The organism is Ruminococcus hominis, assembly GCF_014287355.1.
In the GTDB taxonomy this organism is placed as follows: domain Bacteria; phylum Bacillota; class Clostridia; order Lachnospirales; family Lachnospiraceae; genus Schaedlerella; species Schaedlerella hominis.
The window spans coordinates 1,911,216-1,924,711 of record NZ_JACOPE010000001.1; the positions used below are offsets into that span (position 1 = coordinate 1,911,216).

At 38.5% G+C, this 13,496-nt stretch carries 9 protein-coding genes; 1 reads left to right on the top strand and 8 read right to left on the bottom strand.

Going from position 1 to position 13,496, the window contains the following annotated elements:
* Nucleotides 1-61 precede the first annotated feature (61 nt).
* The 8 genes from H8S40_RS08415 to H8S40_RS08450 all read right to left on the bottom strand — a co-directional run bounded on the left by H8S40_RS08415 (nt 62) and on the right by H8S40_RS08450 (nt 13,248).
* Nucleotides 62-1,504 (bottom strand): glutamate synthase subunit beta, encoded by a 1,443-nt coding sequence (locus H8S40_RS08415; RefSeq protein WP_243238215.1) that lies wholly within the window; start codon nt 1,502-1,504, stop codon nt 62-64.
* Nucleotides 1,505-1,520: 16 nt separating this feature from the next.
* The gene (gene gltB, locus H8S40_RS08420) at nt 1,521-6,050 is read right to left on the bottom strand and encodes a glutamate synthase large subunit (protein ID WP_186865040.1); all 4,530 of its coding nucleotides are present in this window, start codon (nt 6,048-6,050) and stop codon (nt 1,521-1,523) included.
* 48 nt (nt 6,051-6,098) lie between these two features.
* Nucleotides 6,099-7,676, bottom strand: a complete 1,578-nt coding sequence (gene asnB, locus H8S40_RS08425; RefSeq protein ID WP_186865041.1) for an asparagine synthase B — start codon at nt 7,674-7,676, stop codon at nt 6,099-6,101.
* A gap of 355 nt (nt 7,677-8,031) precedes the next feature.
* Entirely contained in the window at nt 8,032-10,581 is a 2,550-nt protein-coding gene (locus H8S40_RS08430; protein ID WP_186865042.1) for an ABC transporter permease, read from the bottom strand.
* 14 nt (nt 10,582-10,595) lie between these two features.
* Nucleotides 10,596-11,276: an ABC transporter ATP-binding protein gene (locus tag H8S40_RS08435; RefSeq protein WP_186865043.1), complete on the bottom strand. Its 681-nt coding sequence runs from the start codon at nt 11,274-11,276 to the stop codon at nt 10,596-10,598.
* A 98-nt stretch (nt 11,277-11,374) separates the two neighbouring features.
* Nucleotides 11,375-12,283 (bottom strand): sensor histidine kinase, encoded by a 909-nt coding sequence (locus H8S40_RS08440; protein ID WP_186865044.1) that lies wholly within the window; start codon nt 12,281-12,283, stop codon nt 11,375-11,377.
* Nucleotides 12,280-12,963, bottom strand: coding sequence for a response regulator transcription factor (locus H8S40_RS08445; protein ID WP_186865045.1), 684 nt, complete (start codon nt 12,961-12,963; stop codon nt 12,280-12,282). Before H8S40_RS08445 ends, H8S40_RS08440 begins: the two co-directional genes overlap by 4 nt.
* 132 nt (nt 12,964-13,095) lie before the next feature.
* A complete protein-coding gene (locus H8S40_RS08450) occupies nt 13,096-13,248 on the bottom strand; it encodes a hypothetical protein (RefSeq protein ID WP_366482380.1) in 153 nt (50 codons plus the stop codon).
* Nucleotides 13,249-13,308: 60 nt separating this feature from the next.
* Here H8S40_RS08450 and H8S40_RS08455 point away from each other — a divergent pair, with 60 nt between their 5' ends.
* Nucleotides 13,309-13,494: a hypothetical protein gene (locus H8S40_RS08455; RefSeq protein ID WP_118724397.1), complete on the top strand. Its 186-nt coding sequence runs from the start codon at nt 13,309-13,311 to the stop codon at nt 13,492-13,494.
* Nucleotides 13,495-13,496: the final 2 nt, after the last annotated feature.

Genomic DNA, 13,496 nt, shown 5'->3' on the forward strand with positions numbered 1-13,496 from the left:
AATCTGTCACATATATTTTACTTTGTTAATCTATCACTCTTTTTACTTTATATAGAGCTATTTATGAAATATTTGTATATCCCATCAATGACTCATCCACAGCCTTCGCTACAGCTCTCCCTTCTGCTATAGCCCATACAACTAAAGACTGTCCTCTGTGCATATCACCTGCTGTAAATATGTTTTTCTTGCTGCTTTCATATTCTCCTGGTTTTGTCGCTACATTGGTTCTATTGGTCAAATCAACACCAAAATCTGATGTTACATACTCTTGACTTCCCAGAAATCCGGCTGCAATTAAAACTATATCTGCCTTTAATTCATGTTCGGTTCCTTTAACTGGCTTGAAGTTCTCAAGTTCTACCGTCTTTACTGCACAAAGCTCGCCTTTTGCATTTTTCAGAAATTCTGTGACCGTTGTTTTAAAAATTCTAGGATCTTTTCCGAATTTATAAATTGCTTCCTCCTGACCATAATCAGTCTTAAGGACTTTCGGCCACTCTGGCCATGGATTATTTTCTGCTCTTTTAAGTGGTGCCGCCGGCATCATCTCAAGCTGGATAACATTTTTTGTACCCAATCTTATAGAAGTTCCGACACAGTCATTTCCTGTATCTCCACCACCGATCACGACAACATTTTTCCCTTTTAAACTGCCAAATGAAAAGTCTTTTGCTTTTATTACCTTTTCATCATCGTAGTCATTATCCATTAATTTTTTGCTTACTTCTGACAAAAAATCAACTGCAAAATAAATGCCTTTCGCATCTCTTCCCGGTGCATTGATATCTCTTGGATTGGATGCCCCACAACAGAGTATAACTCTGTCATAGGCTTTTACCAAATCCTTTCCTTTTATATCTTTACCCACATTTACACCGCATTTAAATTCTATTCCTGCATTCTCCATAAGCTGCACACGTCTGTCTATGCTTCTCTTATCAAGCTTCATATTCGGAATTCCATATCGAAGCAATCCACCTACACGATCTTTTCTCTCGTATACTGTGACACTATGTCCTCTTCTATTTAAAAGCAGTGCGGCTGTCAGTCCGGCAGGTCCGCTGCCTACTATTGCAATTTTCTTTCCAGTTCTTACCTCTGGTTCCTTTTCTTCTACCAGTCCATTTTCGAAAGCATAATCTATAATTGCTCTCTCGTTACTTTTTGTAGCAACAGGCTGTTCATATATGCCCTGTGTACATGCCGCCTCACAAAGTGCAGGACACACTCTTGATGTAAATTCCGGAAAACAATGTGTCTTGCTAAGTCTATAATATGCCTGCTCAAGATTTCCCATACTAACCAGATCATTTGTCTCTGGAACCAAATTGTGGAGTGGGCATCCTGATGCCATTCCAGCTATCATTGTTCCTGCCTGACAAAAAGGTATCCCGCATGACATACATCTTTTAGCTTCGCATATCTGTTCTTCCTGTGGAAGACCCTTATGAAATTCTTCAAAATTCTGTATTCTTAATTCTACGCTAACTGTCTCTCCCATAATCGTCTCCACCTCCTTATGCATTTTCTTTCTGACTTTTATAAAAAGCTTCTATCTGTGCTTCTTTGATGCTCATTCCGTGCTCGATAAAATCTTCTGTGTACTGAACGATTTTTTTGTAATCGGAAGGAATGATTTTTTTAAATTTTGGAAGATATTCGTCAAAGTTATCTAAAATCAATTTTGCTTTTGCAGAACCTGTGTATTTAGCATGATTTTCAAGAAGCTTTTTGAGTTCTTCTCTGTCAGACTTATGCTCTATGCTTTCCATCAGAACCATCTCTTTGTTCAGGTTTCTATAAAGCGAATTATTTTCATCCAACACATATGCGATTCCACCGCTCATACCTGCTGCAAAATTCTTTCCTGTAGGTCCAATGATCACTGCGACACCACCGGTCATATATTCACAACCATGTTCTCCTACGCCTTCTACTACTGTTTTGGCACCTGAGTTACGTACACAGAATCTTTCTCCTGCCATTCCACCTACGTAAGCTTCACCGGATGTTGCTCCATAAAGAGCTACATTTCCAACAATAATATTTTCCTGAGGATTATATGCTGCATCAGCCGGAGTTTTTACTATAAGTTTTCCTCCAGAGAGACCTTTTCCAAAATAGTCATTGCTGTCTCCCACCAGATTAAGTGTCAGTCCTGCCGGGATAAATGCACCGAAGCTCTGACCTCCAGATCCTTTACAGTTTACAGTAATTGTATCTGCTTTAAGACCATCGTGATGATGTCTTGTAATTTCAGAACCGATAAGAGTACCAAATGCTCTGTCTGTATTTATTACATCTACACCTACAACGGTCGGTTCTCCCTTTATTACTGCATCCATGAATTTGCGGTTCTTTGTCATCAGAAGTTTATCTTTCTTCTCATCCAGCTTGAAATCATAATAGCTCTTATCGTGGAAATCTGCTGAAACCGCACCGGAATCTCCAAGAATGGCGCTAACATCAATTTTAGCCTCCACTCCGCTAAGATCCGTTCTTTTTCTCAATAAATCTGTTCTTCCGACCAGCTCATCTACACTCTTTACACCTAATTTTGCCATATATTCACGGAGTTCCTGTGCGATAAAACGCATAAAGTTCTCTACATATTCAGGTTTTCCCATGAATCGTTTTCTTAACTCAGGATTCTGTGTAGCCACACCCATTGGACATGTATCAAGATTACATACTCTCATCATTACGCAGCCTAATGTTACCAATGGTGCTGTTGCAAAGCCGTATTCCTCAGCTCCCAAAATTGCAGCAATTGCTACATCTCTTCCGCTCATGAGCTTTCCATCTGTTTCCACTACAACTCTGTTTCGAAGTCCGTTCTGGATAAGCGTCTGGTGTGTTTCTGCCAATCCCAGCTCCCAAGGCAATCCTGCATTATGGATTGAACTTATAGGAGCGGCTCCTGTTCCTCCATCATAACCTGAGATAAGAATAACGCCTGCTCCGGCCTTTGCTACACCGGCTGCGATTGTTCCCACTCCTGTTTCAGATACCAGTTTCACAGAAATTCTGGCCGCATCATTGGCATTTTTCAAATCATAGATCAATTGTGCCAAATCTTCGATCGAATAAATATCGTGATGTGGCGGTGGTGAAATAAGGCTTACTCCCGGTGTTGAATGTCTTGTTTTTGCGATCCATGGATATACCTTCTTACCAGGCAAATGTCCACCTTCTCCTGGTTTAGCACCCTGAGCCATCTTAATCTGAATTTCTCTTGCACTGCTTAAGTATCGGCTTGTAACACCAAATCTTCCACTTGCTACCTGCTTGATAGCCGAGCTTCTGTCTTCTTTACTTCCAGCACTTTCCAGTCTTTCATCGCTCTCTCCACCTTCACCACTGTTTGATTTACCATGTAAATGATTCATCGCAATAGCTAATGCTTCATGTGCTTCCTCAGAAATTGAGCCATATGACATCGCACCTGTTTTAAATCTCTTTACGATCTCATCAACGCTTTCAACTTCTTCTAATGCCACTCCCTTTTCAGGGTAAGCAAATTCCATAAGACTTCTGATATATCCTGTCTGCTCTCCGTCTACCATTTTGGTATATTCTTTAAATTTTTCATAGTCGCCCTCTCTTGTAGCCATCTGCAGCATATGAATTGTTGCAGGATTATATCTATGGCTCTCTCCCTGGGAGCGCATTTTATGTCTTCCTAAAGAATCAATAGACATATCTGTAGCCAGACCTAATGGATCAAATGCCTGTGAATGTTGTTTGTCTGTATTCTGTGCAATATCATCCAATGTAATTCCGCCGATTCTTGAAACTGTTCCTGCGAAATATTTATCTATTACACTCTTATCTATACCTAAAGCTTCAAAAATTCTGCTGCCTTGATATGACTGCAATGTAGAAATTCCCATTTTAGAGGCAATTTTTACTATCCCCTGAAGAATTGCATTATCATAATCTGAAACTGCTGCATAATAGTCTTTTTCTAAGAGACCGTCCTCTATCTGCTCTTTTATAGACGCATGAGCCAGATACGGATTGATTGCGCATGCTCCATATCCCAAAAGTGTAGCAAAATGATGCACAAGACAAGGCTCTGCAGTCTCAATTATAAGTGACATAGCCATACATTTTTTTGTCTGAACCAAATGATTGTGAACTGCAGCCACAGCTAACAGTGAAGGAATAGCTACATGATTTTCATCTACTCCTCTGTCTGACAAAATGAGCACAGTAGCTCCATCACGATACACTCTGTCCACTTCAACAAACAGATGATCAAGCGCTCTGTCCAATGGAGTGCTCTTATAGAAAAGTGTAGAAACCTTCTCTACTTTAAGTCCATCCTGGTTGAGTTTTGAAATCTTTAATAAATCAAGATCAGACAAAATCGGATTCTTTACCTTTAACACCTTACAGTTAGAAGGTTTTTCTGATAAAAGTTCTCCATTTTTTCCAATATATACTGTAGTAGCTGTCACGATTTTTTCTCTGGCAGCATCAATAGGAGGGTTTGTAACCTGAGCAAACAATTGTTTGAAATAGTAAAATAATGGCTGATAATGTTTTGAGAGTACTGCAATCGGTGTATCAATTCCCATCGCACCTACATGCTCTGCACCATTTGTAGCCATAGCCTTTATCTCATCCTTGTAATCTTCATAGCTATAACCAAATGCTTTTTGCAGTCTTACCAATTCTTCCTTTGTATAGGAAGGTACTTTTTCATTCGGAATTTTTAAATCCTTCAACTTGCAAAGATTCGAATCCAGCCATTCACCATAAGGCTCTCTTCCTGCGTACTTATCCTTAAGCTCTGCATCCGAAACAATTCTTCCCTCTCTTGTATCTACAAGCAGCATTTTTCCCGGGTGAAGACGCTCTTTTCTTAAAATGTGTTTTTCATCCAAAGGAAGAACACCGACCTCTGATGAAAGAATAAGTCTGTCATCATCCATTACATAGTAACGTGAAGGACGCAGACCATTTCTGTCAAGGATTGCTCCCATAACATCACCATCAGAAAAAAGGATCGAAGCAGGTCCATCCCAAGGCTCCATCATTGTTGCATAATATTGGTAGAAATCTCTTTCCTTCTGTGTAATTGTATCGTTGTGTTCCCATGGCTCCGGAATTAAAATCATTGCTGCAAGTGCCGGATCCATTCCACCCATAATCATAAATTCCAGTGCATTATCAAGCATCGCTGAATCGGATCCGGATGTTGATATAACAGGCAATACCTTTGTCAGCTCTTCATCTGTGAAGCAACTTGTATGAATCGTTTCTTCTCTTGCCAGCATCTTATCAACATTACTCTTAATCGTGTTTATTTCCCCGTTATGTACTACCAGACGGTTTGGATGTGCACGAAGCCAGCTTGGATTTGTATTTGTAGAAAATCTTGAATGTACCATCGCTATCGCTGACTCATAATCTGCATCTAACAAATCAAGGAAAAATGTTCTAAGCTGACCAACCAAAAACATTCCCTTGTAAACAATCGTTCTGCAAGACAATGATGGCACATATGTATTATCGTTACTCTGTTCAAAAACACGTCTGATAACATACAGTTTTCTGTCAAAGTCCTGATCATTCTCCATACCTTGTGGTCTTTTGATAAATGCCTGATAGATTGCCGGACAGCTTTCCAAAGCCTTCTGTCCTAGTACAGTCTCTCTGGTAGAAACCTTTCTCCATCCCAGAAACTGCTGTCCTTCTTTTTCTACAATTATTTCAAACATTTTCATAGCCTGACTTCTTTTTAACTCATTCTGTGGGAAAAAGAACATACCTACTGCATATTCTCTTGCTCCACCAATCGTTATATTCGAATCAGATAATACTTTTTTAAAGAATTTATGAGGAATCTGGGTAAGGATTCCTACTCCGTCACCCGTCTTTCCCTCTCCGTCTTTACCGGCTCTGTGCTCTAAATTTTCTACAATTTTTAAAGCATCATCTACAATTGAGTGGCTCTGCACTCCTTTTATATTTACAACGGTACCAATACCGCAATTATCATGTTCAAACGATGGGTCATATAAGCTTCTTTGATTCATACTATTGTTCCTCTTTCATTTCCACTTTTTTTCACTCATTTAATCGTACTATAAACCACTCTCGCCATAATTTGATAAAACTCTGGCAGATGGGTCATCCACATCGCAACCCTCCCACGCTTTATTCGGCATCCAGAAATCTACAACCATTTCGGCCTGTCCCGGATAATACTCTTCAAAAATTTCTCTGTATAAAAGAGATTCTTTTGTGAAAGGCTTTGCAAAAGAATATTTCTTAATCTTCTCATTGTATTCTTCGTCACTGTATTTTTCCTGTGCATACTCTTTGAGATAATCAACCATTGAATGTCCTACTGCATCAGAAAATGCAGCCTTCTCTCTCATAAGTATAGATTCCGGAAGGTAATCTCCCTCAAATGCATGTCTAAGCAAATATTTTCCTTTATTGTACTTATTCATTTTCATTTCCGGATCAATACTCATTACATACTCTACAAAATCCAAATCACCAAATGGCACTCTGGCCTCCATTGAGTTTGATGATATACATCTGTCTGCTCTCAAAACATCATACATATAAAGCTCTCTTATACGTTTTGCTGACTCTTCCTGAAAGCTCTTTGCATCTGGTGCAAAATCTGTATATTTATATCCAAATAATTCGTCTGAAATTTCTCCTGTTAAAAGCACTCTGACATCTGTCGTATTATGAATTGCTTTGCAGATTAGATACATTCCGATGCTTGCACGGATTGTGGTAATATCATAGGTTCCTAATACTGATATTACTTCTTTCAAAGCTCCTAATACTTCTTCCTTTGTAATAATGATTTCCGTATGTTCACTTCCGATATAGTCCGCTACTTCTTTGGCATATTTTAAATCAATTGCATCCGTACTCATACCAATCGCATATGTCTTTATTGTTTTTTTCAATAATTTTGCTGACACCGCACATACCAAAGAACTGTCGAGACCTCCACTTAACAAGAAACCAAGCGGTGCATCAGCATCCAATCTCTTCTCTATGCCTGCGATTAATTTTTCTTTAATTTTGTGACATGCAGTTTCCAGATCATCTTTACTTACTGCCTTTACCTCCGTCATATCTCTATATGAAATGAACTCGCCATCCTTATAATAATGTCCCGGAGGGAATGGATAAATTTTATCTACTATACCTACTAAATTTTTTGCTTCACTGGCAAAAATGATTTCTCCCTCTTTTGGATATCCATAGAAAAGTGGTCTGATTCCGATAGGGTCTCTTGCTGCTATCAGATTTTTTGTTTCTGCATCATAGATGATACAAGCAAACTCAGCATCAAGCTTTCTAAACATTTCGACACCGTATTTTTCATACAACGGAAGTAATATCTCGCAATCTGAATCACTTTTAAATTCGTATTCTTTTTCTAATTCTTTCTTTATCTTTCTAAAACCATAAATTTCACCATTGCAGACTACCTTGTTATTCTTACAAGAGAATGGCTGCATACCTTCCTCTGTAAGCCCCATAATTGCCAATCTTTCAAAACCCAGAGTCACATCCCCAACTTTTTCAATCCTTTGCATATCAGGTCCACGTGAAATAGTTTTGTCAAAATGTTCTTTAATCTGTTCTTCTGTAAGAGATTCACCCTTATATCCTGTTATTGAGCACATATCGTTTTCACCATTTCTTTCTCGTTCTGTTGATTATAATAAAGAATGTGCTTTGCACATTCCGGCACCTGCGGCGGTCGCTTGCGACATCTACATTGTACGACGCAGTGTGCATCCTGCCGGAGGCTTTTTATTACATAGGAAATAAAATTTTCTATGTAATAAAAAAAGACGCCTTGAGCCATTTAGCTCAAAGCGCCTTTGCTTTTTTATGATTTGTAATATAATCCTTTTATTTTTATTTGTCAATAATTAATTTTAAAAATTTACAGATAAATTATTCTAATACAAACAGAATAACTACAAATAAAATTGCAGAAACTATCAATATGGACAATATTTACACACATTATTACTATTCTTTCCGAATCCTTTCAACAATGCTCTCCCGACTCATCTTTTCAAACTGATACTTTGGTATCACATACGCAATCCCAACCAAAATCGGAATCATAAGCACGCATGGCACTATCGTAAGATGCAGTCGGAAGAAAAATGCCGTACCGAGCGTATTTGCTAAAATCTGCTTTGCTCCAAACACAACTAGCAATACTGCAATCACAAATGCGCCTCCCAAATATAGGAATCCTTCAGCCACCAACATTTTCGATATCTGCTTTTTCGTCATTCCCACAACTTCCAAAAGTGCCAGTTCTTTTTTTCTACTAATTACAGAAGTTGCTGTTGTATTAAAGAAATTCATAATGCCAATGAAGGATAAAATAATGACAAGAAAACTACCGATCATATAATATTTACTGACATACCGCTGAAAACTTTCTTTCATATCCAATACAGAAAACACATTGATCATTTCATTTTCTTTCAAAACATTTTCATCAATGTATTCTTTTATCTGCTTATCCGCTCCTTTCTTTGCATCGATAGAAGCATACATTGCTGATTGATTTCCTGTCTGGGTGATATACTCTTCTTCTGGGACCATTACTGTAATATAAACAATATCTGCATACGGATAATCCAGGGAATATGGCATCAGTGCTTCTCCAATGACTTCGTAATCTTTTTGGTTTCCATTTTTGTACTCCATCTGAAAAACATCCCCAGTCTGATAATAAGAAACCGGATGCTCTGCATATTTATCACCATAATCTACAAGCACATAATTTCCGCTTTTAAATGTATCCCAAGAGCATTTTTCCCCTCTCCATTCTAATTTGTCAAACACTGACTCGCTGATTCCGAGGAAATGAACACTTACTGTATTGGAAGCCTTTGCCTCTTCCCAAACCTGTTCTTCATAATCGTTCCAGTTCTCTTCATATTTATCTGCAAATGCTTCCCATGTTTTCAGAAGTTCCGGCTCCATCTTGTGGGTTTCCTCCGAATAATACACATATCCTGTCTTAGCACTATCAGGACATTCGTCCAGAATCTCTTTGATTTCAGGTGTAATACCGTTAAAATTCGTATTTGACAAACTTCCCGTCATCTGATCCAGTTGAAAATCGGAAGCTAAAAACACTTTTCGGTAAGAATCAAAATCATATCCCTGCACCAGCATCACGATACAGTTTACCACCACCATAGAAAGAGCGATAGAAAGCATAACAATCAATCCCTTTTTCCAATTTCGTAACACATTTTGAACTGCCATCCCCCACCAGGTTACAGAAGTATTCTTTTTTATTTTCCTATGTGACTGCTCTCCTTCTGCCAAACGCAGAGCTTCCACAGGAGATACACTTTCTACCATTTTACAAGCCTGCAAACTAGAGAGATACACCGTCAAAAGCGTCAAAAGTATCGCTGCAAGAAAAATCAAAGGATTCGCTGATACTACTGTCTGAGCCGTTTTTCCTGCCTGTGCACTAATTGCAGCATCTGCATTCAAGGACGGAGCCATACAAAGACCTGAAAGATAACCACAAAGCAATCCGATTGGAATACCAATAGCTGATAACCTCCACGCCTGCATACGTACAATTTTCTTCAACTGCTTTCCCGTTGTCCCCACATTCTTTAACAATCCGTAAGCCCGGATATCCGTTTTCACAGAAATGTTAAAGATATTATAGATAATCAGGTATCCGGCTAATATGACAAATAGAATCATTACAATTAAGGAAGAAAATGAAAAAGAATCCTCTTCAAAGAGATTATATGCCGGATTGACTTCCATTCCTGTCCCAGCTTTCGTAAATCCCGCTTTCTTAGATATCTTTTCCGTTTTCTTTTCCAGATTCCAAAGGTTCTTGTACCAGACAGAATACTCTTTTCCTCCATTGTAGATGCCATTTTCTAATTCTTCCTGCGTAACGGGATAACGATTCTCCTTTGCATAGTCTTTTGATACCCAGACCATCTGACCTAAAACAGCTTTATCCCCCTGCCAGAATCCACATATCTGAAACGTATCTGTCTTATATTGTTTCAGCATGGGATTTACTTCCCAGGTCAGCGTTACTTCTTCCCCAATCTTTGGTGTAACTCCCAGAGATTCCAATATCGTGCTGCTAAGTGCTACTTCATTTTCTTTCTCCGGCAGTCTTCCTGTAGTTGGCAGACAATTAAAACTTTCTGCCATATTTTCATCTGCATATCGAACCTCTACGGAAAATCCAAACCGTTCGTCCATTCCAGCTCCCAGAAAAATACCGGAACCATATCGCTTAACATCTTCACTCTGTTCAATTGTTTGCTGCAATCGCTTTGCATCTTCTTCTGACAGATTCTGTGCAATGGCATGGGCAGAATCCATAAACTGCTTAATTTCCGTTGCTCTTTTGGAAAGAATCATAGATACACTTCCCACAAAGAGACTTGTGAATAAAAGGGAAGTCAGCATGATTGCAATAACAGCAATAACATTCCTAGCTCGATTCATTTTCATAAAACGCCTCGTTAATAATCGTAACGTCTCTTTATTCTCTACTTTTACCATAAAATCGCCCCCTGCTATACAAGACCACTGTCTGAAACAATTTTTCCATCTTCTATCTGTAAAATCCGGTCTGCCATCTGGGCAATCTCCTCATTGTGAGTAATCATTACAATTGTTTGATGAAAACGCTTACCGGTGACTTTTAAAAGTCCCAATACATCCTGACTTGTTTTCGAATCCAAATTTCCAGTCGGCTCGTCAGCGAGCAAAATGGCAGGTTTTGCAGCTAAAGCCCTTGCAATTGCCACTCTCTGCTGCTGTCCACCGGATAGAGCGCTTGGCAGGTTTTCCAATTTTGTCCGAATACCCAGTGTATCAATAATTTCATCTACATAACCTTTTTCTACCTTTTTTCCATCCAGTTTCACAGGAAGAACAATATTTTCCCATACATTCAACATCGGAACCAAGTTATACTGTTGAAATACGAAACCAATATTCCTACGTCGGAAAATGGTAAGCTCTTCATCTGTCATATGGCTTAAGTTCTGTCCATCTACAATTACCTGCCCAGATGTTGGATTATCTAATCCTCCAATCATATGAAGCATCGTAGACTTTCCACTCCCAGAAGTTCCAACAATTGCTACAAACTCCCCTTTTTCTACTTCCAGGTTTATACCATCAAGAGCCCTGACTTCTGTTTCTCCCTGCCCATATATTTTTCGTAAATTTACTGCTTTTAATATATTCATGCCATCCTCCCATCAAAAAAGCCTGTATTGATCTTTACAATACAGACTTTATCATAACAATGTCTCCATCTGGTTTCTGAAATATCACAGTTTTGATACTATTCCTTCTTTGCTATCGGAAGAAACACAGAAAATGTAGAACCTTTTCCTCTCTTTGATGTCACTTTTATATACCCCTTTTGTGCCTGAATGATCTCTCTTGCAAGGAATAAGCCAATTCCTACTCCTGGCTGGTCTGCCACTGACAGACTCCGATAAAACCTTCCAAATATCTTTGGTATTTCTTCTTTTTCTATTCCAATGCCATCATCAGTGATGTCAATTTTTACAAAGAAAGAATACCTCTCAGCTTTTATCTGAACAACTCCCCCACATGCTGTATATTTAATCGCATTGTCTACAATATTTCCAAGTGCCTCCACAGTCCATTTGGCATCACACATAACATGTAAATCGGTGTCAAATAGCTCCAGGGTAATATCCTTCTCCATTGCTTTTATATTAAACTGCTGCTGTATAGATGCAAACATCTGTGCAATAGCAGTATCCTCCGGATGTACTGCTATAATTCCGCTCTCCATTCGTGATAATTTGACCAGTGATTGTATCAGAAAATCCAATTTCTCCGTCTGCTCCAAAATGGTCGCTATCTCCCTCTGATTTTCATGATTCGTTTCAGAAAGTATTTCACCATAAATTTTCAAATTTGAAATAGGAGTCAAAGTCTGATGCGCAATGTCGGAAATAAGTTTCTGTATCACTTCTTTTTGTTCCTGTTGGTTTTTTCTTGCCAGAAAATTACTGTCTAAATACTGTTTCATACTGTTTTCAAGGGCAGAATACTTTTCTTCAGATATTTCTGTCCGTTCCAATTCTCCATCTATCGCATAATCCAGCATTTGCTGCAGCCGGTTCAAAAGTCTTTTTTCTTTTTGAAAGAAAAGAAAGTACCAAAAGACGCCGCTCAGGATAAATATTGCTGCAATCCATAAAATTTCTTCTGTCATTCTTTCACCACCCATATGTAACCAATTCCGTAAACCGTCTTGATATATTTAGGCTTCTGCGTATCATCTTCTAATTTGTCTCTGAGGCGTTTGATTGCAACAGTCAGAGCATGAGCATCCACAAACTCTGTATCTCCCTGCCATACCTCGTCAATCAAATATTCCCGTTTCAATACTTTTCCTCTGTTTTCACACAGCACTCTAAGGAGCTTTTGTTCTGTCTTACTAAGTTCAATGGGGGCACTGTCTTTAAAAAATTCCATTTTATCGAAATAAAACTCATATCGGTCAATCTTCATTGAATCCTTCGCTGACATCTCTTTATTTCTAAGCTGTACAGCTACTCTTGCACGCAGTACCATTAAGCTGAATGGTTTCGTAATGTAATCATTTGCTCCTGCTTCCAATCCTGTTACAATATCTACTTCCATGTTATTTACTGTAAGCAGAATAATCGGCACCTGACTGTTTTTCCTTATTTCTCTTACAAAATCAATCCCATTTCCATCCGGCAAGTTCACATCTAATAAAACCAATGTGATATCTTCCTTTTTCAAGATTTCTCTAGCTTCCTGCAAAGTTCTGCACTGATAAAAGAAATAAGCATCATTCTTTAAAGCCAGACGGATTCCATCATTTAATTTTTTGTCATCTTCAACAATCAGTAACTTTTCACTCATATTTTCTCTGCTTTCTTTCAAATAATACTAATTGTATCATTGCCAACTTTACAAATCAAACAGTTATATTAAAATCTCAAACAGAGATTTCCTTAGAAACAGCAAAAAGCTCCCAAAAGAGATTTCCACGCTTTAAATATGCACTAATTCTTTCAGCACATAATCTTTGATTTCCTGATGGGTTGCTTTCAACTCAGCACTGGTCGCATCCAGTTCGCCCGGAGCTAAGTCACTCTTTATTGCGTCGTCCGAATTTTGTTGGTGTAAAAAAACAATCATCTCCACATATTTCTCTGTCAATCGTATAATTAATACACAAAAAACCTGAAAAGAGGAGGTGTTCGTATGGCTACTTCAAGTATTACTCATAATTTTGTCATATCCAATCCAAACAGCGTAAAACTTTTTATTGCAGCGATTGACGAAGCCGACCGTGACCGCACACCAAAGCAGACACTTCCCGGACATCAGTTGACAAACCCACAAGAAATCTTATCTTTAATGTCAAAAAGGAAAAAAACAAATTCTTAAAT